At 65.4% G+C, this 22,791-nt stretch carries 28 protein-coding genes; 16 read left to right on the top strand and 12 right to left on the bottom strand.

Features of this window, described 5'->3' with window-relative positions; genetic code table 11:
- Positions 1-374 precede the first annotated feature (374 nt).
- From ACFX4F_RS07905 to ACFX4F_RS07920, 4 genes are read right to left on the bottom strand one after another with little or no spacing between them, the layout of a single operon-like run.
- The gene (locus ACFX4F_RS07905; RefSeq protein WP_380653905.1) at positions 375-845 is read right to left on the bottom strand and encodes a DUF2894 domain-containing protein; all 471 of its coding nucleotides are present in this window, start codon (positions 843-845) and stop codon (positions 375-377) included.
- Positions 742-1,401 carry an OmpA family protein gene (locus tag ACFX4F_RS07910; protein ID WP_380653908.1) on the bottom strand — a complete coding sequence of 220 codons (660 nt, stop codon included), beginning with the start codon at positions 1,399-1,401 and terminating at the stop codon, positions 742-744. Before ACFX4F_RS07910 ends, ACFX4F_RS07905 begins: the two co-directional genes overlap by 104 nt.
- Positions 1,398-3,662: a DUF802 domain-containing protein gene (locus ACFX4F_RS07915; RefSeq protein WP_099818692.1), complete on the bottom strand. Its 2,265-nt coding sequence runs from the start codon at positions 3,660-3,662 to the stop codon at positions 1,398-1,400. Before ACFX4F_RS07915 ends, ACFX4F_RS07910 begins: the two co-directional genes overlap by 4 nt.
- Before the next feature lie 10 nt (positions 3,663-3,672).
- Positions 3,673-4,326 carry a DUF3348 family protein gene (locus ACFX4F_RS07920; protein ID WP_099818691.1) on the bottom strand — a complete coding sequence of 218 codons (654 nt, stop codon included), beginning with the start codon at positions 4,324-4,326 and terminating at the stop codon, positions 3,673-3,675.
- Between the two features lie 144 nt (positions 4,327-4,470).
- On the opposite strand from ACFX4F_RS07920, the gene ACFX4F_RS07925 reads away from it, so the two are divergent.
- From ACFX4F_RS07925 to ACFX4F_RS07955, 7 genes are all read left to right on the top strand, one after another.
- Positions 4,471-5,388, top strand: coding sequence for a M14 family metallocarboxypeptidase (locus ACFX4F_RS07925; protein ID WP_380653913.1), 918 nt, complete (start codon positions 4,471-4,473; stop codon positions 5,386-5,388).
- A 93-nt stretch (positions 5,389-5,481) separates the two neighbouring features.
- The gene (locus ACFX4F_RS07930; RefSeq protein WP_380653916.1) at positions 5,482-6,282 is read left to right on the top strand and encodes a hypothetical protein; all 801 of its coding nucleotides are present in this window, start codon (positions 5,482-5,484) and stop codon (positions 6,280-6,282) included.
- 198 nt (positions 6,283-6,480) lie between these two features.
- Complete coding sequence (locus ACFX4F_RS07935; RefSeq protein ID WP_198512170.1) at positions 6,481-6,732, top strand: helix-turn-helix domain-containing protein; 252 nt, start codon at positions 6,481-6,483, stop codon at positions 6,730-6,732.
- A gap of 169 nt (positions 6,733-6,901) precedes the next feature.
- A complete protein-coding gene (locus ACFX4F_RS07940) occupies positions 6,902-7,270 on the top strand; it encodes a hypothetical protein (RefSeq protein WP_380653919.1) in 369 nt (122 codons plus the stop codon).
- Positions 7,271-7,386: 116 nt separating this feature from the next.
- Positions 7,387-7,746 (top strand): Imm10 family immunity protein, encoded by a 360-nt coding sequence (locus ACFX4F_RS07945; protein ID WP_380653986.1) that lies wholly within the window; start codon positions 7,387-7,389, stop codon positions 7,744-7,746.
- 106 nt (positions 7,747-7,852) lie between these two features.
- Positions 7,853-8,113, top strand: coding sequence for a hypothetical protein (locus ACFX4F_RS07950; protein WP_089235865.1), 261 nt, complete (start codon positions 7,853-7,855; stop codon positions 8,111-8,113).
- Positions 8,114-8,203: 90 nt separating this feature from the next.
- Positions 8,204-8,869 carry a hypothetical protein gene (locus tag ACFX4F_RS07955; protein WP_380653923.1) on the top strand — a complete coding sequence of 222 codons (666 nt, stop codon included), beginning with the start codon at positions 8,204-8,206 and terminating at the stop codon, positions 8,867-8,869.
- Positions 8,870-8,951: 82 nt separating this feature from the next.
- Here the strand turns inward: ACFX4F_RS07955 and ACFX4F_RS07960 are convergent, their stop codons facing one another.
- Genes ACFX4F_RS07960 through ACFX4F_RS07975 form a run of 4 tightly spaced genes read right to left on the bottom strand, consistent with a single transcriptional unit; the run spans position 8,952 to position 13,444 of the window.
- Positions 8,952-10,406 carry an efflux transporter outer membrane subunit gene (locus tag ACFX4F_RS07960; protein WP_380653926.1) on the bottom strand — a complete coding sequence of 485 codons (1,455 nt, stop codon included), beginning with the start codon at positions 10,404-10,406 and terminating at the stop codon, positions 8,952-8,954.
- The gene (locus tag ACFX4F_RS07965; RefSeq protein ID WP_380653929.1) at positions 10,403-11,287 is read right to left on the bottom strand and encodes a biotin/lipoyl-binding protein; all 885 of its coding nucleotides are present in this window, start codon (positions 11,285-11,287) and stop codon (positions 10,403-10,405) included. Before ACFX4F_RS07965 ends, ACFX4F_RS07960 begins: the two co-directional genes overlap by 4 nt.
- Positions 11,284-11,499, bottom strand: coding sequence for a DUF1656 domain-containing protein (locus ACFX4F_RS07970; protein ID WP_380653932.1), 216 nt, complete (start codon positions 11,497-11,499; stop codon positions 11,284-11,286). The genes ACFX4F_RS07965 and ACFX4F_RS07970 overlap by 4 nt, the downstream gene beginning before the upstream one ends.
- Positions 11,500-11,503: 4 nt before the next feature.
- Complete coding sequence (locus tag ACFX4F_RS07975) at positions 11,504-13,444, bottom strand: FUSC family protein (protein ID WP_380653935.1); 1,941 nt, start codon at positions 13,442-13,444, stop codon at positions 11,504-11,506.
- Positions 13,445-13,521: 77 nt separating this feature from the next.
- Here ACFX4F_RS07975 and ACFX4F_RS07980 point away from each other — a divergent pair, with 77 nt between their 5' ends.
- Positions 13,522-14,337, top strand: coding sequence for an AraC family transcriptional regulator (locus ACFX4F_RS07980; protein ID WP_380653938.1), 816 nt, complete (start codon positions 13,522-13,524; stop codon positions 14,335-14,337).
- A 23-nt stretch (positions 14,338-14,360) separates the two neighbouring features.
- On the opposite strand, the gene ACFX4F_RS07985 is transcribed toward ACFX4F_RS07980, so the two are convergent.
- Together ACFX4F_RS07985 and ACFX4F_RS07990 are read right to left on the bottom strand one after the other, a co-directional pair.
- Positions 14,361-14,891 carry a hypothetical protein gene (locus tag ACFX4F_RS07985; RefSeq protein ID WP_099818790.1) on the bottom strand — a complete coding sequence of 177 codons (531 nt, stop codon included), beginning with the start codon at positions 14,889-14,891 and terminating at the stop codon, positions 14,361-14,363.
- Between the two features lie 38 nt (positions 14,892-14,929).
- Entirely contained in the window at positions 14,930-15,298 is a 369-nt protein-coding gene (locus ACFX4F_RS07990; RefSeq protein WP_240196402.1) for a hypothetical protein, read from the bottom strand.
- A 391-nt stretch (positions 15,299-15,689) separates the two neighbouring features.
- On the opposite strand from ACFX4F_RS07990, the gene ACFX4F_RS07995 reads away from it, so the two are divergent.
- Both ACFX4F_RS07995 and ACFX4F_RS08000 read left to right on the top strand, forming a co-directional pair.
- Positions 15,690-16,274 (top strand): hypothetical protein, encoded by a 585-nt coding sequence (locus ACFX4F_RS07995; protein ID WP_380653942.1) that lies wholly within the window; start codon positions 15,690-15,692, stop codon positions 16,272-16,274.
- A 179-nt stretch (positions 16,275-16,453) separates the two neighbouring features.
- Complete coding sequence (locus tag ACFX4F_RS08000) at positions 16,454-16,765, top strand: hypothetical protein (protein ID WP_380653945.1); 312 nt, start codon at positions 16,454-16,456, stop codon at positions 16,763-16,765.
- A gap of 126 nt (positions 16,766-16,891) precedes the next feature.
- Here ACFX4F_RS08000 and ACFX4F_RS08005 read toward each other — a convergent pair whose 3' ends face one another.
- On the bottom strand, positions 16,892-17,266 hold the full coding sequence (locus tag ACFX4F_RS08005; RefSeq protein WP_380653948.1) for a hypothetical protein: 375 nt from the start codon (positions 17,264-17,266) through the stop codon (positions 16,892-16,894).
- A 558-nt stretch (positions 17,267-17,824) separates the two neighbouring features.
- Between ACFX4F_RS08005 and ACFX4F_RS08010 the strand changes: the two genes are divergently transcribed.
- Complete coding sequence (locus ACFX4F_RS08010) at positions 17,825-18,154, top strand: hypothetical protein (protein ID WP_099818674.1); 330 nt, start codon at positions 17,825-17,827, stop codon at positions 18,152-18,154.
- Here ACFX4F_RS08010 and ACFX4F_RS08015 read toward each other — a convergent pair.
- Positions 18,148-18,552, bottom strand: a complete 405-nt coding sequence (locus ACFX4F_RS08015) for a ribonucleotide reductase subunit alpha (RefSeq protein WP_380653951.1) — start codon at positions 18,550-18,552, stop codon at positions 18,148-18,150. The genes ACFX4F_RS08010 and ACFX4F_RS08015 overlap by 7 nt on opposite strands.
- A 194-nt stretch (positions 18,553-18,746) precedes the next feature.
- Between ACFX4F_RS08015 and moaA the strand changes: the two genes are divergently transcribed.
- Genes moaA through ACFX4F_RS08040 form a run of 5 tightly spaced genes read left to right on the top strand, consistent with a single transcriptional unit; the run spans position 18,747 to position 22,724 of the window.
- Positions 18,747-19,727, top strand: coding sequence for a GTP 3',8-cyclase MoaA (gene moaA, locus ACFX4F_RS08020; protein WP_380653954.1), 981 nt, complete (start codon positions 18,747-18,749; stop codon positions 19,725-19,727).
- Between the two features lie 8 nt (positions 19,728-19,735).
- The gene (moaCB, locus tag ACFX4F_RS08025; RefSeq protein ID WP_180167267.1) at positions 19,736-20,734 is read left to right on the top strand and encodes a bifunctional molybdenum cofactor biosynthesis protein MoaC/MoaB; all 999 of its coding nucleotides are present in this window, start codon (positions 19,736-19,738) and stop codon (positions 20,732-20,734) included.
- Positions 20,731-21,984, top strand: coding sequence for a gephyrin-like molybdotransferase Glp (gene glp / locus ACFX4F_RS08030; RefSeq protein ID WP_380653958.1), 1,254 nt, complete (start codon positions 20,731-20,733; stop codon positions 21,982-21,984). The genes moaCB and glp overlap by 4 nt, the downstream gene beginning before the upstream one ends.
- Complete coding sequence (locus tag ACFX4F_RS08035; protein WP_191077937.1) at positions 21,984-22,244, top strand: MoaD/ThiS family protein; 261 nt, start codon at positions 21,984-21,986, stop codon at positions 22,242-22,244. The genes glp and ACFX4F_RS08035 overlap by 1 nt, the downstream gene beginning before the upstream one ends.
- Before the next feature lie 3 nt (positions 22,245-22,247).
- Positions 22,248-22,724 (top strand): molybdenum cofactor biosynthesis protein MoaE, encoded by a 477-nt coding sequence (locus ACFX4F_RS08040; RefSeq protein ID WP_380653962.1) that lies wholly within the window; start codon positions 22,248-22,250, stop codon positions 22,722-22,724.
- Positions 22,725-22,791: the final 67 nt, after the last annotated feature.

Raw genomic sequence — 22,791 nt, forward strand, 5'->3', positions numbered from 1 at the left:
GCAGGCACTCAGGCAGGCGCGAGCCGCCGCGTGGAAACGGAGCTCAGGCAGATGAAGGGGGAAGATGCGATGTGATCAGCGGCGCCGCAGGCGCCGTTCGATCAACGTGAAAATGGTGCGCTAGTCAGATGACTGTCTGGTGACATGTTCAGTTGTTGTGAGGCGCAGACCTGTAGCGCCGAGCCCATGCTCGACTGCTTTCGGGTGCAGCCGAGCATGGGCTCGGCTCTACAAGGAGCTTCAGGGGCAAGGTAGATGCCGACCTTGGTCGGCATGCGCGGCGCCGAATTGTCGATGCGTAGCATTGATGGAGAAGCGCCAACCAAGGTTGGCCACTACCAGAATCGCCGATCCAGGTCGGCGTCAACGCGCGCTCAATCCGCTTTGCGTGGCTTGCGCGTGCGCTTGGGCTTTGCTGCGTCACCGCTGCTGGCGGCGCCATCCTGCAACGCCTGCAGCCACGACAGCGTATCGACGTAGTCGATGAAGTGGCGCAGATACCCGGGGCTGGTCGCCTGCATCGTGTCCAGCATGCGCTGCACCAGCACTGCCGAGTTCAGTGGGCCGCCGTCGGCCGGGGCCTCGGTGCGCAGCGAGCGGCGCACCTGCAGTTCGCTGCGCAGTTCGGACCACTCGCGGCGCACCTCTTCCAGCATCGGCACCTGCGGATAGTGCGCAAGTGCACGCGAGCCGGCATCCAGATCGCGCACCAGCGCACGCAGTCCATCCAATGGCGAGGAATCAGCTGCCATCGCCGCTCTTTTCGCCCGGTGCAGCCGCCTTGGGTTTGGGAATCGGCGCGATCTCCACGCGGCGGTTGCGCGCGCGGCCCTCTTCGCTGGCATTGGAACTGACCGGCTGCTCGCTGCCGAAGGCGGCGGCGAACACCGCATCGGCCGGTACACCGTCGGCGATCAGGGTCCGAGTCACCGTCAGCGACCGCTGCGCCGACAACTCCCAGTTGTCGGCGAAGCGGCGGTTGCCTTGGCGTACCGGCGCGTCATCGGTGAAGCCGCTGACCATCAGGATTTCTTCGCGCGAACCCAGGTACGCTGCCAGCGGCCCGGCAAGGCTGCGCAGGAGCTCCTGGCCTTCCGGCTGCAGCTGATCGGAGTTCAGCGCGAACAGCACGTTGCCGCTGATGCCGATGCGACCGTCCACCAGCGTCACGCGGCCGGCGGCAAGCGGGCCGGCCAGCGCCTGTTCCAGGGTCTGCAGGCGCTTGGCCTCGGCCTGGCGTTGCTTGACCTCCTGGTCCAGCCGCTGCGACAGCTCCAGCTGCACGGCAACCACGCCGACCAGGATCAGCACGAACGCACCCAGCAGCACCGACATCAGATCGCCGAATGCCGCCCAGATCGGGGCGTGCGAGCCGCCATCGATCTCCAGCTCGTCGCTCATGCGCTGCCGGCCTTGCCGCGGCGCGCGGCCAGCTGCTGCAGTTCTTCCATCACCTGCTTCTGCGACAGCAGGCTGAGGTCGACCACCTCGCGCGCCTGCGCCACGTAGTACGCCAGCTGCTCATCGCTGCGCGCGAGCGAGGCATCCAGTGCGCCACCGATCTGTTCCAGGCGTCCCGACAGCTCCGCCGAGGCGGTACCGAACTGTTCGACCGCAGACCCGAAGGTGCCGGCCAGCTGGCCCACCTCGCCGGCACTGCCGCTGAGCAGGGTGGCGATGCCATCGAGCTTGCCGGTCTCGGCCGTGATGTGGTCGGTGAAGCGGTTGCCGACGCGTTCCAGCAGTTCGGCCGAACCACCGACCAGCGCGTCCACGGCCGTGCGCTGTTCGTGCGAGGCGTGGTTGATCGCCTCCAGCAGGGTCTGCACGGTGGCGAGCAGGTGGCCACGCTCCTCCAGCATCGCGTTGTCGCGCACCAGGCTTTCGGACAGGGTGCTGCGCAGTTCGTTGATGACCTCGGCCGCGGCCTTCGGCGCCTCGGCCGCGGTCTGCAGCAGGGTGGAGACTTCGGCCAACGTGGCGCTGGCCTGGGCGCGGCCGTTCTCGCCGATCTGCTGCGCGGTCTGCGCCAGCGTGTCGCACACCTGCTGCTGCTGCGTGGACAAGCGTTCGCCATCGGCCTGCAGGCGCGCGGCAAGGTCGGTCGAAACGTTCTGCAGTGCGTCGCTCCAGCGCTGCAGGCGCTGTTCGTCCGCGGCCACCAGCTGGGCCTGCAACGCGGCATGCGCCTGCTGCAGCTCGGTACTCACCGCGTCCCAGCGTTCCTGACGCTGCTGCTCGCGCGCATCCAGGCCGGCCTGCAGCTCGGCATGCGCGGTGGCGATGGCGGCCTGTGCAGCCTGCCAGTCCTGCAGGCGCTGTTGTTCGTGGTCCTGCAGCAGCGACTGGCCGGCGGCGTGGCGCTCATCCAGCGCCTGCAGCAGCGCCTGCGCACGTTCGTCCAGGTGGCTGCTGGCACGCTGCAGTGCCTGCTGCTGACGCTCGACCAGTTCACTGTTCAATGCATGCTGCTGTTCGGCAGCGGCACGCCAGGCGTCGGCGTTGCCGCTGGCGTCGGCCTGCAGGCGCTCGCCGATGCGCACCACCAGCGCTTCACTCTGCGCGCTCTGGCCTTCGCTGAAGGCCTGCAGATGCTGGCGCAGTTCAGAAACCAGTGCCTGCTGCGCGCCAGTCTGCTCGGCCACGACGTTGGCCCAGCTGGCCTCGGTGGCCACACGGCTGCGCTCGAAGCCTTCAGTGAGGCCGTTCAACTGCTGCTGCACCGCGTGTTCGACGCGCGAATGCAGCGCCTGGCCGTGGCTGGCCAGACCGGCCAGCGTGGCTTCGGCCATCGGCTGCAGGGCGCCCCCGATGGCGGCGGCACTGGCTTCGGCGCCTTCGCGCAGCGACTGCTGCAGCGAGGTGGCCAGGCGTTCCTGCAACGCCTGGCTCTGCGCCAGGAATTCGGCCTGGCCGGCCAGCAGGCGCTCATTGGCGGCCGCGCTGTGTTGTTCGAAGGTGCTGGTCATCGCCTGCAGGCGATCGACCAGCGCAGGCAGCGCCGCAGACTGCGACTGCAGCAGGCGCAGCGACTCGGCACGCTGCCAGGCTTGCGAATACGGATGCAGGTCAGTGGCGATGGCGCGGTCCAGCTGCTGCACCACCTGCAGGCGGTCGCGGCGCAGCAGCGCCGACAACAGGCCCAGCATGGCCGAGCTGGCCACACCGGCGATGGACGTGCCGAACGCCACCGCCAGGCCCTGCACCGGCGAGGCCAGCGAGCCGCGGATGGCCGCCATGTCGGTAGCGCTCTGCAGGGCCAGGCCCGTGCCGCGCAGGGTGTCCATCATGCCCAGCAGCGTGCCGAGCATGCCCAGCAGCACCAGCAGGCCCACCAGATAAGGGGTCAGCACCGGCGAGGGCAGGGCGGTGCGTTCGCCCTCCACGCGCAGGCGCACCGCATTGCGCAGGCCCAGCGGCACACGCTCCAGCCACGGCGCCAGACTGTCCTTGGCCAGCGAAACGTCATTCAGCGCGGCGCGCAGGCCATTGCTGGCCTGCCGGTAACGGTACAGCTCGACGCCACCGGCGATGTAGCAGGCCGCGATGATCGCGGCCACGGCCGCACCCAGCGGGTGCACCGAGACGTAGCCGACACCGATCCAGCACACGGCCAGCAGGCCAGCAAGGAAGACAAGGACGTGGAAAACAGTTCTGGACATGGTGTTCCGGTCAGTGTGAGCGCAGGGCGGCAAGCAGCCCCTGGATCGGGTGGAAGCGCAGTTGCAGCTCGGCGAGCAGCAGCGTGCGCATGTCGTGGCGGAAGGACGCGCGCCAGCCGGGCTGGCCGTGCACGCGTTCGAATCGGGCACCCAGCACCGCTGGGGCGGTGGCAAGCAGGCTGTGCTCGCGCGGGCTCAAGGTCTGTTCCATCACCGCATCGACCTCGGCCAGCCGCGCCAGCTCGGGTGAGGCCAGCATCAGCTGGTCGCGCAGGCGGCCGCGCAGGCGACCGGTGGCGGTCTGGATGGCCTGTTGCAGCACCCGGTAACGCTGCCGCAGCGAAGCGAAGTTGGGTGCCGCAGCGGCCTCGGCCAGGTCCAGCAGGCGCTCGGCCTCGACGTCCTCGCTCAGCGAGGCCAACAGGCTCGCTTCGGCCTGGGCGCAGTCGGCCAGCAGATCATCAAGGGCCTCGGCAGCCTCGGCCGGTTCAGCCAGGCGGCCATCCAGCGCCCCCGCAAGGGCCACGGCACGGCTCCAGTCCACCCACTGACCGAGGCGATCGGTCAGGGCGGGACTGGAGGCCGGCATCGCGCCGTCGCTGAGACGGGCGAGCAGACGGAGGAAGTCCGGTCCACCCAGGACCGGCTGCGCTGCGTTCGCCATCAAGGGGGTGGGGGCCAAAAACCGTTGATTTTACAACCAGATGAAGCCGGCCGTATGAAGGCGGGGCGGAGGGGCAGCAACGATCGGGCCGCAGGGCTTAAAATGGTCGGCTGTACCACCGCACCCCGACTTCTGGAGCTTGAGATGACCGTTGCGCAGTTCTACCCGATCGGCACCCCCGGACAGCCCTGGGGCGACGCCGAACGCGCGCAGTGGCGGGCCCGCCAGCAGCGGCAGCGCAGCTACCATGAAGACGTGGTGACCGCGCTGGAGCGGCTGGACGAGCGCTTCGACGTGGTCCAGTACGGCCAGCTCGACTACGCCCCGGACCACTACCCGCTGTTTGCGGTGGTGAACCACGACTGGAACCCGGCCCTGCCGACCGCGCTGGTCACCGGCGGCGTGCATGGCTACGAAACCAGCGGCGTGCATGGCGCCCTGCAGTTCCTGGAACAGCACGCCGAGCGTTACCTGGGCCGCTTCAACCTGATCGTGGCCCCGTGCGTGAGCCCGTGGGGCTACGAGCGCATCCAGCGCTGGAATCCCAATGCCATCGACCCCAACCGCAGCTTCCGTGACGGCGGCCTGATCGAGGAAGCCGCCTCGCTGATGCGCTGGGTGGCCGAACGCAAGGCCAGCATCCGGGTCCACCTGGACCTGCACGAGACCACCGACAGCGACCTGCATGAGTTCGACCCGGCCCGTTGCGCGCGCGATGGCAAGCCGTTTGAGCGCGACACCATTCCCGATGGCTTCTATGTGATCGGCAACAGCGAAGACCCGCAGCACGAATTCCAGAAGGCACTGATCGCCGCCGTGGCCCCGATCACCCACATTGCCCCGGCCGACGCCGAAGGCAATCTGGTGGGCATGCCGCTGCAGTCGCCGGGCGTGGTGTGGGGCGAGTCGCGTTCCATCGGTGCATGTGCCGGCTTCACCGATGCGCTGTATGCCACCACCACTGAGGTGTACCCGGACAGCCCGCGCACCAACCCGCAGGAATGCAACGACGCCCAGGTGGCGGCGGTGTGTGCGGGGTTGGATTTCGCCCTGGCGCACTGAGCGGGACGCGGTCGAGCCGAGGCAGGCCTGGCTCGCCGCCCCCTGTGCGCCCGGTCTGCTGCGCCGGTGTGCAGGATCAATGGATCGAATCACATGGCCAACATCAACCATTTGTCCGGCGAACCGCCTGCGGGCGGCTCGGCTTGCCCGCCTGAAGAAGTGGGGGCCGTGGGCCTGGTCTATGTGGCCGATGGTGAGGAAGGCCCGATGGCGGCCGCCGCTTCCGGGCAGCGCGTCGATCGCCCGGACGACCGCCCGCCGTGGATCGTTGTTGATCACCACGTGCATTCGGTGATCGTTGCGAAATGGCCGGGCAGGCTGTTGAAGGTCCGCGTACTGCGTCCGGCAGCCGAGCAGCCGCTCGTCGACGCCGGCTACACCCGTGCGACTGCCGTTGATGTTCTGGAGGCGCTGCCGTTGGCGGTGCTTTTCGGTAGCAGCGGCGAAGCCGTCGTTGAATTACTGAACGCCATTCCGGGACTTTCGGCGACAGTGATCGCCGCCCTGGGCGAGCAGGTCGATGCGCAGGCAGCGGCTGTACACAATGCGGCCTGGGATAGATGGCTTGCCCGCGTTGACCCCGGCTCGCCGTTCATCGGCCAGGAGCATGCAGGCGTCCTCGCAATGGGGGCGCATGCGTCCCGGTCGCCGGTGGGCGCCGCGCCCTCGATCCTGCACGCCGTGTTGCGCAGGCACGCACGCGACACGGCGGGGGAGGGCGCGTTCATCGAAGACGAGGGAGAGCCCGTGTTCAACGTCAGCTGGTCACGGGCGGCCGCCTGCCTGCAGCATGCGCTGATCGGCGTCGGTGCGGAGGAGTCGCTGCTCACTGCCGCCGAGCGCGCCGTTCTTGTCCGTGCCTGGAAAGGCACAAGGCGTGCTCCCGCTCCCTAGCGCCGGCGCACGGAAGAATGCGTTGTTTGTTCAAGCGCCGGTGCGGGCGTTGCGCGATGATGGCGCTGGTTCCAGGCAAGCAGGACTGCCGTGCGCGATTCGAGCCCCCCCGCCTTTCCCGCTACGCCCTCGCCGCGGCGCTGCATCATCAGTGGTGAGCGACGGCAACGCAGCGCACCACCGTAGGGGCGATCCGATGTGATCACCTTTCCTTCGCTTTCATCTCTGGCGGCGGTGCTTTGTGATGAGAATCGTGAACTTCTGCGCACCCTGCACAAGCTGCAGCCGCGCTCGCTCACCGAACTGTCCGGAATCTGTGGTCGAAAGGTGCCGAGTCTGTCTCGCACGCTCCGGCTCATGGAGGGTTACGGCCTGGTCGAGCTACGACGGGTCGGGGCAAGGGTCAGGCCGCTGGCGCTTGTGACGACGTTTGTCGTGGTGCTGGATTGAGCCGGGGGCGGAAGCGCGATCGATGACGTTCCACTACTGCACTATAGTAGTCCTGCGCCCGTCCGGGTCCGGGAAACCAAAGGGCAACAACTGAGGCGCAGGCTTCCGATACCCGGATTCTCTGGCAGAGGCCTCGCATCGAAATGGGTACTCGCCCCTCGGAGGATGGATGCGCTATCTGGTTGATCTGGACGTAACAACCTATCTGGCCGCTGGGCGCGACATTGAACAGCTTCTCCCTGAGCGATATGAGATGGATCAGCTTGTGATTCGCTATGTCTCCATCGAGCGCAACAAGCCCAGTTCCTGGAGGGTTCGCCTTTGCGAGGTCCTAGACAACGGAACCCCCGGGTTCATCGATGTATACGAATTCGAGCCAGTGGATCCTGATCTTCCATTCGGAGAAGAATGGATGTTTGATTCCATTGAGAGTGCTTTGAAGTTCGCGGGGAACACTCTGAAAGCACGTCATGACTGCTATGTAAATCGGGGTTTGATCCAGGATGAGTTCAAGGACCGATACCATCCGGAATGGTGATCTTCCAGGTATGGAAATGGCAGGTCTCTGGCCTGGGGCCGGCGGGGCATTGGGCTGCTGGTTGACAATGAAAGAGGACTCAAGCCATTTACACCTTCAATGCCAGTGTTGTTTTTATAGAAGATGACAGCCACTGCCTTGTTGTTGGGCTTGCAGATGGCGCTGATGATCCGTCCCACTACCTGATTCTGCAGAGCAGAAGGGATTTTGACGAGCAGGACATCAGACTCGGCATGGATCGCCTCCATCTCGAGATTGGCGGTGCGCTTCAACCCTGCTACGGCGGATTGGAAAGCGTGGTTCTGCGTGAAGTGTCCCTCGAGTTGTTGATTTCTGGGGAGGCACGAAAGAAGCTTGGAATCGGTGGTGCAATTGAAGTGGTGTTGACGGATGTGAGCTGCCGGGCGCGGCTTGACGTGGCGTTGGCTCAGATGTGTGCGGCGAATGGTGTGCCGTTCGTTGCGGAGAGAAAATGACTCTGTTGCGACGTGGTGACAAGCGAAGTTTTGCTGAGCAGGTTCAGGGAAGTTCTTTTACAGCAGCAGGGTCCGGCATTGACAGCAAGGATGCGACGTAAGAGCCATGATCAGAAAATATTTCAAGCATTGGGCTGAATCGATCCTTGGGGAGGGCATCATCCTTCTTGAGGCAGTAGATGATGAGGTCACCAGGCAAGTGGAGATCTACGGCGAGACGATCATCTGGTGTGACAGGATGGGGCAAAGCGATGATCGCTTCATGCTGGCCGACCAGCCTTTGTCCAACCTTGGCCTGGGGCCGGAGGATGAAGTGGCCGAGTCGGATTTTGAGGCGGCATGGGCAACCGCAAGGGGCTCTCGGTGATGCCGGTGAGTCTTGTGCGCGGTGACGTGCCTGGGGGCGAACTGCGTGCCGAGAACCTGACAGGCTTCTTGCATTGCCAGAGGCTCTAGCGTGGAGGTTTCCGCGGTCTACGTAGATCTTGAATACTATGGTTTCCCCTTGCGAGCGCGCGTTCGCTACCAGCTCGCGTCCAACTATCTTTCCCTTTTCATCTCTGATTGGTTGAAGGAGCGAAGGCTGGATCTGGGGGCATTCAACCGATTCGTATTCGTTGAGGGGTCCCGGGTGGATATGCAGATCGTGGGAGACCGTGCGTTCGCGGTGGGTACTTCCGAGACAGTCAACGCGGCAGGGGCGTCGCTCATTTCCGAAAGGTGCCTTCATTCCGACGTGGATGTTCACAGCTATTTCGTCGGTAAGTATCTGGAAGGTTTCAAGCGTGTTGATGAGTACTTCGGGCTCTCACTGTCGGCTCCACTCGCCGAAGCAATCGCGGTGAACGTCTCGCCGGGTCTGGCCTACGAGACGCCCGCAGGAGGGCACGAAGTGCGTGCTGGAAGGTTGCGCCTGTTCCACCGCTATACCACTGAGCGCTACCAGCTTGTCGCTGCGGAGTCTGGGCCTCAGAAGGGGGGCTCGGAATCTGAATTCATACTCATGGAACTGATCCCCGATCCGTTCAAGGTGCACTACCACGTCTCAACGATTACTGTCGATGGAAGGCGCGTCACCATTGCCAACAAGACGGGCAGCGAAGTTGTTGTGAAGGAACTATAGTTGCCGGGCCTCGCAGCCTCGCGGCGCGGATTTGTAGGCCGGGCGATGTGATCGAAGGCCAAAGGTACCTGACGGGTGTTCATCAAAAGTTACCCGGCTGGTCAGTGCCGGCTTCTGGCACTGCGTCCGGCGCGGCCCAACCCCCGCCCAGCGCCAGGAACAGATTCACCTGACGGTCCACCCGCTGCGCACGCGACGCTGCGAGCGCGGATTCTGCATCGGCCAGCGCAGCCTCGGCAGACAGTACATCGAGGAAGCCGATCCTGCCGAACCGGTACAGCTGCCCGGCCTGGCTGCTCGCATGTGCCGCGTCGTCGCGGGCGAGGGCAAGGCTGTGCTCGCGATCGATCTCCTGCGCATACGCCGACAACGCCGTTTCGGTCTGCCGCAGAGCATCCAACACCGCGCCATCGAACGATGCCAGTGCAGCATCGGCGTTGGCCCCGGCAGCGTCGATCCGTGCGTGGGTTGTGCGGCGGTTCGGCCAGCGCCACGACAGCAGCGGTCCGATGGACGCGCCGATGCTGTCGCTGCCCAGCAGCTTCTTGAATGAACCTGCCGTGCCAGCGGACGCGCCGAGGCTCACCTGGGGATACAGCGCTGCCGTTTCCACGCCGATCATTGCAGTGGCAGCCGCCAGGCTGCGCTCGGCCGCACGGATATCCGGGCGACGCTGGATCAGCTGGCTGCCATCGCCGACAGGAATCAGCTGCTGCAGGCGCGGCGGCTGTTGGCAGTTGGCGACGTCCTGCGGGTAGTCCGCTGGCAGTCGGCCCATCAGCGCTGCCAGTTCGAACAGGGCCGCCTGCCGCTCGGCCACCAGATGCGGAACAGCCGCCGCGCTGCGGTTGACCGCCGCGCGCGCCCGGCTCACGTCGAATTCGGTTCCGCGTCCGCCGGCCGCCAAGCGGGTTGTGGCGTCCAACGTTGCGCGCTGCGTATCGAGCACCCGCTGCGTCGCCGCCAGGGTGAGGTTGGTCGAACAGATGCCAACATACGCGCGGGTGACGGCAGCAGCGACAACCACCCGTACCTGGTCGCGCGCTGCAGCGACGGCCTCTGCATCCGCGCTGGCTGCTTCAATACCGCGGCGGATGCCACCGGCCAGATCCAGCGGGTAGGACAGGTGGATGCCGAGCGCGTATACCTGCGGTGGCGAGGAAGGCGAGGTGTATCCCCCGGCGCGGGCCAGCGTGGCCGATGCGTCGGCGTCGGTGCCTACCGAGCCCTCGGCCCGGACCTCCAACACCATCGCCGTGGCGCGGCGCAGGTTGGCGTCGGCCGCGCGCAGGTCGGTGTTGGCCCGCAGCGCTTCGCTGACGTAGACATCGAGCCGTGGATCGTCGTACAGCTGCCACCAGTGATCCGGCGGCTCGGCCTGTGTGTAGGTCGCCTCGTGGCTCGATACGAATGCGCGGCGGGCCGCCGGGGCGGCGGCGACCGCGTTGGCCGGCAGCGTGTAGTCCGGGCCGGACACGCAGCCGGCCAGCGACAATGCACAGGCGAGCACACCTGCGCGCGATGCGTTGCCGATCACTTGCAGACTCGCGACGCACGCGGGGTGATGGTCACGCTGGCGGTTCTGCCGACGATCAGGCGGGTGTCCGGGGCAACATCATCCAGGCGGATGCGGACCGGTATCCGCTGCGCCAGCCGCACCCAGGTATAGGTCGACGCGACCGACGGCAGCAGGTTGTGGGTGCTTGAGCGCTGGTCGTCGGCGATACCGGCAGCGATGCTCTCGACGTGCCCACGCACGTCGCGGTCATCGCCCATCAGGCGGGCGACTGCGGCATCGCCTTCGCTGATGCAGTTGAGCTTGGTTTCCTCGAAATAGCCCTCGACCCTCAGGCTGCTGCTGTCGATCAGGGCCAGGGCCTGGGCGCCCGGTTGCAGGAAGTCGCCCGGGTGCAGATCGAGGTTGGTGACGGTGCCAGCGGCGCTGGCGCGCACTTCGGTGCGCTGCACGTTCAACAGTGCCACCCGCCGCTCCGCACGGGCCTGCGCCAGACCGGCCACTTCGGTATCGACCTTGGCCGCATTGCGCTCGCGTGTCTCCGAAGCGACAAGGTTGCCCAGCGCCAGATCCCGCTTCGATTCACGGCGGGCGAGGGTGAGCGTGGCCTTCGCGCTGCTCACTGCGGCATCGGCCTTCTCCAGCGCGGCGGCGTAGCGCGGCTGGTCCAGCACCAGCAGCAGCTGCCCGGCCTTCACCCGCTGGTTGTCCTGCACCAGCACCTGGGTCACCAGTCCGCCCATGTCCGACGCCACGCGGATCACGTCCGCGCGTACCCGGCCATCGCGCGTCCAGGGCTGCGTTTCGTATCGGTTCCAGAGGGACAGGGCCGCGATGACGGCGACGGCGAACAGGCAGAGCGTTGCGCTCCAGCGGCCAAGGACACTCAGCACGTGTTTCATTTCAGTTTCTCTAACAGGGGCGCGAGCTGGATCAACAGCTCCGCCAGGATCACGAACAGCGAAAGGCCCACCAGCGGGCGATAGGCGAACAGCCGGTACAGCCCGAGGCTTGCCAGCAGCCGCGAGGCCATCATCGACAGCGCCAGCGCGATGAGCGCCACCGCCAGCAGGCCGGGAATGAAGACGCCATCGATGGAGATATCGGAGAACATCGCATCAGTCCTCATGAGCGAGCAGGTCGCGGCGCAGGCCGCAAAGCAGTGCAAGAACACGCTCGGCTCCCGGTGGCTTGTCATCGAGGATGGCGTCGCGTGTGCGTTCGAGCGATTCCAGTAGCGGCGGGCTCGCCGGGCGAGGAGCGGGGGTGCGGAAGTGGGCAGTGGCGCTGTGCATCAACTGCGCATGACACTCGCGGCTGCCCCGGTCCTTGAGCGTCCTGCCGATCACACGCAGTTCGGCCACGGCACTGGCCGCGCGCATGTCTGCAAACATCGTCCGCAATGTGCGGGCCGCATCCGGACGGCCGCGCAGGCGAGGGGCAAGCAGCGCAAGCCGATCCACCATGCGGCTTGTCCAGTCGCTGGCATTTCGCACCTGCCCGGCCGCCCGACGGGCGATGTCCCGCCTGATCACATCCTGCAGGCGCGCGCGGCTGCGATTGCTGTCCAGGGTCTGCAATAGCGACATGCTGCACAGCGCCGCCGCCGTGCCGACGAACAGCGCGACGCCGCTGTTGAGCGCCCCCACGATGTTGCTGGCATTGCTGGCGCCCAATCCTGCAATGAGCGGGAAGGTGAGCACTACGCCCAACGCCGCCATGATGAACGGTGGGCGGGCAAGGAACGAGCCACACAACAGCAGTGCGGGCGCCAGCGCCATGGCCAGGCCGACGAAATCGGACAGGCCCGGAAAGATCACCAGCGCGTAGAACAGCCCGACGACCACGCCGATGGTCGACCCGATCAGGTAGCGCATGACATGCCCGGCAGGTGCCTCGGCGGTCCCGAACAACACGCAGGCCGTGCCGATGATGGAGACGGCGGTTGCACCATCGGACCACGCGGTAGCGATCCACAGCGCGCAGCTCAGTACGATGCCGACGAAGGCACCCAAAGCGCTGCGCAGGGCGACCCGGTGATCACGGTGCAGCACGTGGCCGTTCGCCTTGCTGGCGAGGTGCACGGGCACGCGCCGGCGCCAGTCCGGGCGGGCGGCGTGCAGCTGCTCTTCCAGCAGCCGGCAGTCGTGATGCGCAGCATCGAGTTCGGCCTGACGTGTGCAAAGCGCTGCACGCAGCAGGTCCGGCCATGCTGTGTCTGTCGTGCCAACAGGCTGCGCGCGCAGCTGGGCCATCGATTCATCCACCGCGCTGGACAGCATCAGCACATCGAGCATCCGGTCATGCAGTGCGCGCAGGATCTGCACCTGGGCAACGCCGTGCGCGCTGTCGAACGGCAGGTGGATGGACAGCGTGTGCAGTTCGAGCAGGTCCGCGGCTACTTTGGAGCGGTCCTCCGCCAGTACCGTGTCCCTGGCGCCTGCGCGCATGTCCTGCGTCCAGCGTTCCGCATCGCCGAGAATCGACGCCACACGCGCGTGCACACGCGGCGAGACCCGGCGTGGCAGCACCAGCCCGTGGACCAGCGTTGCCGCAAGAATGCCGATCGAGATCTCCTGCACACGGGTGATGGCAATGGTGAAGACTTCACCGGGCACCATCACCGCCGGGAAACCGATCAGGCTGGTGGTGTACCCGGCCAGCAGGAAGGCATACGCACGCGGTGTGCGGTCGAGCATGGCCAGGTACAGGCACAGGCCCATCCAGGCCGCCAGCACCACGCTCAGCACCAAGGGCGCGTTGGCGAACCGCGGCACCAGCAGCACCGTAGCAACCGCACCGCCGACGGTTCCCAGCAGGCGGAACAGGCCCCGGCTGAGCGTTGCGCCGGACATCGGCTGCGACACCAGGTAGACCGTGCCGATCACCCAGAACGGGCGGGTCAGGCCGATGCGCAGCGAGACATACAGCCCGAGGATCGCGGCGAGCAGGCACTTGAGCGAGAACAGCACCGCTTCGCGGTCGACCTTCAATGCGGGCGACGTCAGCAGCGCGCTCGGGCGCGAAAGCCAGGGGCGGGTAGGGGCGGGAATCTGCATGCCGCCATCGTATTCAGCGAGGCCTGCAGCCGAATTTCGCTAGAATGCCAGCCTATCGCTGAATCTGGTCATTGAGAATGACTCGCATCTCGCTGCCTGGCTTTGATCTGGACCCGGACGCGACGGATCGACCTGCAGTGGCCAGCCGCCTGCAGGTGGCCGACCACGATGCCGAGATTCCGGTGCACGACCACCGCAAGGGACAACTGATCCTGGCGCTTCATGGCGCGGTGACCTGCGAGGTGGCCAATGCCCTGTGGATCGTGCCGCCGCAATGCGGCGTGTGGATTCCCGGCAGCCTGCCGCACAGCAATCGCGCCACGGCGAACGCGCGCCTCTGCTATCTGTTCGTCGAGCCGGGCGTCGTCGACCTGCCGCTGCACTGCGTGACGCTGTCGATCTCACCGATGGTGCGCGAGATGATCCTGCACCTGGCCGATGTGCCGCAGGACTACCCGCGCGGCGGGCACGTCGAGCGGCTGGCGCGGGTGCTGCTGGACGAACTGGTGCAGATGCCGGCCGAGCGGTTGTACCTGCCGGTGAGCGATCACCCCAAGATCCGTGCGCTGGCTGCGGCGCTGTCGGCCAATCCGGCGGACCGCAGCACAATCAGGGAATGGGCCAAACGCCTGGCGCTGGGCGAGCGCACCCTGACGCGCCTGATTGATCGGGAAACCGGTCTGTCGTTTGGGCGCTGGCGACAGCAGCTGCATCTGCTGGTTGCGATTCGCGAGCTTGCCGGCGGCGCAGCGGTGCAACGGGTTTCTGAAACCCTGGGCTACGAGTCGGTGACAGCGTTCATCACGATGTTCAAGAAAGCGCTGGGGCAGTCGCCTACGCGGTACTTTGCGGCGCGGCTGCGGAATCAGGATTCTGCTACTCGTGGCGATTGACGTTGACTGGCTGAAAGGAAGTATCAGCTCTCCGCGGAACTGCGTTTGTCGCGTATCGAATAGATCACTGAAAAGATCTTCCAGCCTTGCTCGGTGCGGACCAGCTGCCACATTTCCCTGCCCCAGTTTTCTTTCGCGCCATTGGCGTGGAAGCTGTAGTCGAACGACACCGATGCCACATCGCCGTCTGTGTCGATCTTCGTGTTGAAGAACTTCTCCTCTCGTGGCTCTGCAGTGGCCACGGCCTCATCGATGAGCGAGATGAAGTTGTTCGATGGGATATTTCGTGCCTTGATCGCATCGGGCTTGGCCCTGCGGATGTCCGCCAATCGCCGGTCCTCGGACACCAACTGCCAGCCAATGTCTTCCGGCTTGTCAGAGAAGAACAGCGCCATGTAGGTCGGCTTGTCTTTGTTGATCAGCGAGGTGCGGAAGGACTCGATCACCTGTTCGATCGCTTGCACATCGGCAGGCGTGCTTTGCTCTGCGTAGGCCGGAAGGCAGGGCAACAGGCAAAGGGCGAGGGTGGTGAGGACCGTTCCTGGAATGTGCATCTGTAGTGTCGGGTTGAAGGGGAGGGCGGGCATGCGCATCAGCGAGCGTACGTGCGCCAGAAGAGCACGCGATTGCCTGTGCTGCTTGTTGCGACGAAGATCGACTTGCCGAATTCGGGCTCGCAACGAAAGAAGGTATAGGAGCGCTTCAGAGCGGTCTCACTCGGCCACCAGCTTCGATTGAACAGCGCCGGCTGGGTAGCGCTGTGGTTGACGGGCCGGCAACCGGGCGGCAACAACAACTGCTTGCTGCGTGGTTTGCTGAAGGCAAGCGCGCTCACGTTTGAATCGAGGTCGTGCACCTCGCGCAGGTCGGTCGCCTCCTCGGGCACCCACGCGGGAATCCAGCCCTTGGTAATCATCTCGGCATCGACGGCTTCCTGCTTCGTGGCGTAGGAGCTGTCCATTACCAGATCGCAGGAGGTGAGTACTAAGCAGAGTGCGAAGAGGAGGAGCAGCCTCATGCGGTCTGAAAATGGAGGTAATGTCGGGGTCATAGACGATCCTGCCGCGCATCCTTGCATCACTGGCTTGACGGTGCACGCTAGCACTAATGAAGACTGGAAGCAGTTTGGGGGGAGTACTTTGATCACCAGGGCAGGATCGTTGCCGATATCGATAATCGTGACCGACATCCCACGGCTTGACTTGATTATGTAATGGGCTTGAAGTCGGGAGTCGCTGGTCTGACTGCAGCGGAAATTCGCAATTACCACAAGCATCTCCCTAGAGGAGCTATACTTTGCGGCGTTCTGGAAAGGTGAGTGCCCTGGCATGAAATCCATAGCACTTTGGAGAATGAAGCGCCAGGCCAAGAGTAGTGGTCTGCGCGCCGCTGGCAACTTTTTGATTGCATTTCATACGCGGGATGTTATCTCAGGCTTCACGTTGGATCCTGCTCCATCCTCTACCTATATATGGACCTTCGTAGTTCCGACCTATGATGATTTGTCCTTCCTGCACATGTCTCTAGGTCAGAGGATTGCAAGCGCGGAAGTGGATAAAGATTTTTTCTGTGGGATGCATAAGACGCACGCCAAAAAACTTGAGGCGGTGAAGACGGCGGTAGATCTGTTGATCTATGTCGACGGCCTTGACTTCACTAGCGATTACTCGGAGTGGATAAAATACATATCCGCCATCCGGCTTGGCGATTTCGTTGCGGCAGATGCCACGCTGAAGAGACTTTTGAATTTGCCAATGTCCAATGCGGTTCAACGTAGATTGGATGCAGTTCTTTCTGCACTGAAGAGCGGTGGCGGATCAGGCGCACAGCATCTTCTGGAGAGCTGGTCTGTTCAGACGGCTCGATTAATCGGTGGCAGTTCTGGAGTTTGCGCTCAGCTGTCGATCCCGGAGATGACCAAGCCCCCCCAAGGCTGACAGGTTGGGCGTTCCCAGCTGCGGGGCGGCGTGCATGGGTTCATGCCAGAAGCGGAAGGGAGCATGGACCGCCGTTTGCCAGGGCGAGGCACATTAGCTTCCGCGTGCCAGGGAAGGCCTGATGAAAGCCCAGCGAGCACGGGTTGCATGAGGGCGGAGAATTCCGCACGGAGGCGGTGATGACTTGGATGTTGGTTGTTTTCTATGCGGCCCTCTTGGTGCTCGCGTATTTCGCAATGGTTGGTAGAACTCCCACCAGAAGGCTCATCTCCGCGATTGGAATCATTGCGGTCCAGATAGCTTCGCTTGTGCGGATTCAGATCATTGCCAGAGCGCTGGGCTCGCAGTCCAATCATGGTTCTTATTCCTTGGGAGTCGGTGAGCTCTACCTCGCCATACGCCCCATCCTCTTATTCAACGTGGCAGTGTGCATCGCCCTTGTTCTGATCTTCCTGGTTGCTCTATCCGGAAAGAGGGCGGCAAGCGAGTGAGCGTGGGGCAACGCTGTTGTTGAAACGGAGGAAAACGCGAGACAAAATGGGGCTGCAGTACCGGTGGGCTTTTTGCCGTTCGCTGCTGAGCCTGGAGGCACAAGGTGCATTCCAAGCGAGTCCCGTTCAACGCTCCACCTGCAACCGCCCCATAGCCTGCGCACTCAACGCCAGGCACGCCAGCATCAGCCCTTCCATCACCCGGTCGCCCACATAGTCCTCGGGCTCGCCGTTCTGCCGGGTCCGCTCTGCCGCCAGCAGCACCTCCTGTACCACCCGCAGCCCGGCCAATGCGCAATCGGCATCGGCGAGCGCCATGCAGCGCCCGGGTAACTGGTGCCGCTCCGGCCAGGGCTGCCCGTCGGCCGCAGCGCCTTTGCCGATGCGCTTCAGGTTGGCAATCAGGGTATTCGCATCCACGCAGGGCACAGCCTCTGCCAGGTCATCGGCGTTGGCCGGGTCGCTGTAGGCGTGCAGATGGGGCAGGTCAGATCCGTTCATGGCGAGGCTCCGTGCAAGGCAATCGGTAGCCGCCACACAGAGGTGGCGGACGGTACGAGGTTCGAACACCGGGTTGATCCCAAGCCGGCGGGCACGGGGCCCCCACGTACCGCCCGCCATAGCCGGCAGACGGATTGCCAGCCGGCGCCACGCAAGGTGACGCCGACTGGCAAGCGTAATCACTCAGGAACAACACGGGTGTTCGACGCCCGGCCACCCGTTTTCGGTGGCACGCCATCTCAGCCCGCGTCGCTATGCAATGCCAATCAGAAGAGTTGCAAATAGCTCACGATTGGAGACGCTTTCGGCATTGAACCACGCTGTTAAGTACTGGCAGTGCTGGCTGCCGCGTTGGTCCAGCGCGACCAGGCAATCTGCGACAGGTGTCGTGGTTGTGGGCATGGAGTGAGCAGGGTGGCCGGGGCGAAGGCGACATCACAGTGAACCCGGATGCATTCCGCCGGGCACGGCCCGGCGCTACCATTCCGTCGTGCCTTGACGTTCCCAGCCACCAAGCGCAGGCTTGCCCAGCACGTTTCCTAAACACCAGGGAGACTTATGACAGCCACCGCGTCTCTGCACCCCGCGCCCGACACCCAAGGCCGTTCACGCCTCTGGAACGTCTTCTGGCTGCAGGGGGTCATTCCCAGCAACATTCTCTGGGCTGTTGCCCTCTGGGCCCTGGCCAACCAGCGCACCACGCTGGTGCTGGCGATGTTCGCCGTGCTGCTGCTCTATACCGGCTGGATCATTCCGGCGGTGTGGCGGGCGGCACCCACCGCGCGCACTCCGAATCTGGGCGTTGCTGCGCGCGGGTTGACCGTGGCCTGGGGCCTGAACACGGTGCTGCTGATCTTCTTCCTGACCCTGCAGCTGGTGGCTCAATAGAACTGGATCGGCTCACCGCTGCGGTCGAAGGCGGCGAAGCGGCCGATCTGGCCGTCGTTGATGGCGTTGACCATCAGCCGCAGCGGGCGGGTGGCCTCGTCGGTGGTCGGGGCAAAACCCGCACGGCCGTCCATCGCCGCCACGAACACCATGTCCCACTCCACGCCGGTGGTGCTGGACTCGCTGGCCAACGCCTGGAAGCTGGGCACCTCGGCCGGCAGCTTGTCCACGCACAGCACCGGCGACAGGGTGCCGCCTTCGCCGCGGTCATGTCGGTCACGCTGGTCGTCGGTGGGCGATTCGGGCAGGTCGGCGCGGGCGAATACGAACAGCAGGCGTTGCGGTTCGGCCTGTTCGCCTGCGGCCTGCAGCAGGTGCTGGAAATCGTTCATCATCATGATGGCTGTCACACGCACACGGCACGGAAAGCCGCATGCTGCCACAACGCCCGCGCGGCGTGGCCGGCGGCGATTGATTTAAGTCATCCCGTTGCCAATGCCTGCCGCGTAGGCTGGCGTCAGTCTCAGCAGGCGAGGGTATCCGGGCCGTTCCGGGCACAGGCAAGACGGTGGAACAACAAGGTGGACCAGCCATGAGCCAACTCACCGACGGATTCGGGCGCAGCTTTCCCTACCTGCGCCTGTCGTTGACCGAGGCCTGCAACTTCCGTTGCAGTTACTGCCTGCCCGATGGCTACCAGGCCGATGGCCGCCCGCGCTTCCTGGCGGTGGACGAGATCGCGCGCCTGGTGCGCGCGTTTGCCATGCTGGGGATGACCAAGATTCGTCTTACCGGTGGTGAGCCCAGCCTGCGCAAGGACCTGGACGAGATCATTGCCACGGTGGCGGCCGTGCCGGGCATCCGCAAGGTGGCCATTACCACCAATGGCACGCTGCTGCCGCGTCGCCTGCCGGGCTGGCACCGCGCCGGCCTGACCGCGCTGAACGTGAGCATGGACAGCCTGCAGCGCGAGCGCTTCAGCACCATCACCGGCCACGACCGCCTGCCGGAAATCCAGCAGGGGCTGGAGATGGCGCAGGCACTGGGCCTGCCCGCCATCAAGCTCAATGCAGTGCTGCTACGCGGCCTGAACGACGACGAGCTGCCGCAGTGGATGGACTTCCTGCGCGACCGTCCCTTCAGCGTGCGCTTCATCGAACTGATGCGTACCGGCGACAACGAAGCCTATTTCCAGCGGCACCACCTGCGTGCCGAACACGTGATCGACCAGCTGCATGCCGCCGGTTGGCACGAGCGCCCGCGCGCGGCCGATGCCGGCCCGGCGCGTGAATTCAGCCACCCGCAGCATCGCGGCACGGTGGGCATCATCGCCCCGTATTCGCGTGACTTCTGCAAGGGCTGCAACCGCCTGCGGGTGACCGCCAAGGGCGATCTGCGGCTGTGCCTGTTCGGCGAATTCGGCGTGCCGCTGCGCCCGCTGCTGCAGAGCGACGACGACCAGGACGCGCTGCTGGCACGCATCACCACACAGCTTGGCCTGAAAGCGGCCGGGCACGGATTGCACCAGGGCCAGACCGGGTTGACCCCGCATCTGGCGTCGATCGGAGGATGAGGAACACGATGCGTGGTGAATTGACTGCGGCCTTCCACATGGCCGATGTGCGCGACAAGCGCGTTACCCGCCGCCGCGCGGTGGCGGTGGGCGAGCTGCATGCCGGACCGGTGGCCTACCCGCTGATTGTCGAGCGCCGCCTGCCCAAGGGCGACGCGCTGGTGATGGCCGAGATTGCTGGCTTGCAAGGCGCGAAGATGGCCTCGATGCTGATGCCGCTGTGCCACCCGCTGCCGCTGGAACTGGTGCAGGTGTACTGCGCGCCGGTGCCGGAACGGCAGTCGATCCGCGTGTGGTGCGAGTGCGCCAGCGAGGCCCGCACCGGTGTGGAGATGGAAGCATTGGCCGGGGTGAACGCCGCACTGCTGACCCTGTACGACCTGAGCAAGCCGGTGGAGCCGGCACTGCGCATCGAGGGCATCCGTCTGCTGTTCAAGGAAGGCGGCAAGCGCGGCCTGTGGCTGCATCCTGATGGCATGGAGGATGGTGAGCGCGAGCGCTTCAGGCCGCGTCCGCCGAAGGGCTTGAACGGTGCTGCCTGCGCGGTGATCACCCTGAGCGATCGCGCGAGCGAGGGCACGTATGCCGACGAGTCCGGGCCGAAGCTGGTGAGCGGGCTGCAGTCGCTCGGTGGCGAGGTGGTGGCTGCCGAGGTACTGCCCGATGGCGTCGAACCGCTGGCGGGCCGCCTGCGCGCGCTGGCGGGCGAGGGCGTACGCCTGTGCCTGTGTACGGGCGGCACCGGGCTTGGCCCGCGCGACCTGACCCCGGAAGCGCTGCGTTCGTTGAACGCGCGACCGGTGCACGGCCTGGCGCAGATGGTGCGCGCGTTGAGTGCGCAGCACACGCCGATGGCCTGGCTGAGCCGTGCCGAGGTGGTGCAGCTGGATGACATGCTGGTATTTGCACTGCCGGGCAGCCCGCGCGCGGCTGCGCAGTGCCTGGACATTCTGGCGCCTGTGCTGGGCCACGCGCTGGCGATGGTCGATGGCGGTGGCCACGCATGATTGCCTACAGCGAAGCGCTGCAGCACCTGATGGCGGCGGCCACACCGCTGCTGGCCGAGCGGCTGACACTGCATGAGGCGGGTGGTCGCATCCTGGCCACGGACATCATCAGCGGGCAGTCGCTGCCGCCGTTCGACAATTCGGCGATGGACGGCTTCGCGCTGCGCGCCAATGGCACGCCCTTCGAAAGCGGTACCGGGTTTGCGGTGCAGGGCTGGCAGGCCGCAGGCGATGCCGGTGCCGAGGGCGGCGAAGGTGCCTGGGAAATCATGACCGGCGCGCGCATGCCAGTTGGGCTGGATACGGTGGTGCCGATCGAGAACGTGGAGATCCTCGCCAGCGACGATGGCCGGCCGACCCGCATCGCGTTGAAGAGCGCGGTGAAGCCTGGCCAGAACGTGCGCCTGCGTGGACAGGACGTGGAAGAGGGCGAGCGCGTGCTGCGGGCCGGGCAGGCGCTGGACATCAATGCGCGCACCTTGCTGCACGCCATCGGCGTGGCCGAGGTGACGGTGGTGGCGCGGCCGAAGGTCGCTGTCATTGCCACCGGCAAGGAGCTGGTGACCGAAGCGGCGCAGGCGCTGGACTCCGGGCAGATCCGTGACAGCAACCGGCCCTATCTGATCGGCCGCCTGCAGGCCGCCGGTGCCGAGGTGGTGTGGCAGGGCACGGTGGGCGATGAAGTGGCTGCCTTCGATGCAGTGCTGGATGACGCGCTGGTGGCAGGGGCGCAGGTGCTGGTGAGTACCGGCGCGGTGTCGGCCGGCCGCTACGACTTCATTCCGGATGCGCTGCGCGCGCGTGGCGCCCGCATCGTGTTCCACAAAGTGGCGATCCGCCCGGGCAAGCCGCTGTTGTTTGCAGTGCTGCCCAATGGCGCGCTGTATTTTGGCCTGCCCGGCAACCCGGTGTCGGCGGCAGTGGGGCAGCGCTTCTTCGTTGAACCGGTGCTGCGTCGCATGCTGGGCCTGGCCGCCGAGCCGCTGCTGCAGCTGCCGCTGCAGGCCGACGTGCGCAAGCCGCCGGGCCTGCGCTTCCACGCGCGGGCGCGGGTGGAAGTGGACGCGCAGGGACGCTTGAGCGCGCGCGTGCTGGCCGGTCAGGAATCGTTCCGTTTGAAATCCATGCTGCAGGCCAACGCTTGGGTAGTGCTGGAGGGCGAGGGCGACCTGGCCACGGCCGGCACACCGGTGCGCGTGCAGGGCTGGGGCCATCAGGACCCGCTGCAGCTGGCGAACCAGGAGTCATGATGAAACAGGTGAATCTGCAGTTGTTCGGTGCGTTTTCCGATCTGGATGCCAGCCGCGAGATCGCGCTGGAGGTGGCCGGTGGCACCGTGGCCGATCTGCGCCAGGCGTTGCGTGAGCTGTTGCCGCTGCGCTTTCCCGGTTTCCGCGCTGGGTTGCTGGACTATTCGGCCTTCGCCGACCAGCAGCGCGTGCTGCGTGACCACGAAGCGCTGCCCGCCGATGGCAAGGTGGCGATCCTGCCGCCGGTGAGTGGGGGCTGAGCCATGAGCAACGTGACTGCGAAAGTGGTGGACCGCGCGCAGCGCGCCATCGATCCGGCCGAAGGCGTCGCAGCGGTGTCCGACCCGGCATTCGGCGGCATCGATGTGTTCATCGGCAAGGTGCGCGACTTCAATGTGGGGCGGCCGGTGACCGGCATCACCTACGACCTGTTTGAACCGCTGGTGCTGAACGAGATCCAGCGCTTGGCGGCGGAGATCGAGGCGACGTTCGGGCCGAAACTGAAGTTGTACGTGGCACATGCCAAGGGCCGTCTGGGCATTGGCGATGTGGCGGTGGTGGTGGCCGCAGGCAGCCCGCACCGCGATGAAGCGTTCAGGGCGTGCCGGCAGCTGATCGAGGCAGTGAAACACCAGTGCCCGATCTGGAAGCAGGAACATTACGAAGATGGCGACAGCGAGTGGAGCGAAGGCTGCACGCTGTGCCACGCGGACAGTGAGCCGGCACATGAGCACCACTGACGGCAGTAGATCCACGCCATGCGTGGATGGCGCCTTCTCCGCGCGCCCGGCCGGGGCAGCCACGCAT

The sequence above is a fragment of the Stenotrophomonas sp. YIM B13575 genome (genome assembly GCF_042787595.1).
In the GTDB taxonomy this organism is placed as follows: Bacteria; Pseudomonadota; Gammaproteobacteria; order Xanthomonadales; family Xanthomonadaceae; genus Stenotrophomonas; species Stenotrophomonas lactitubi_B.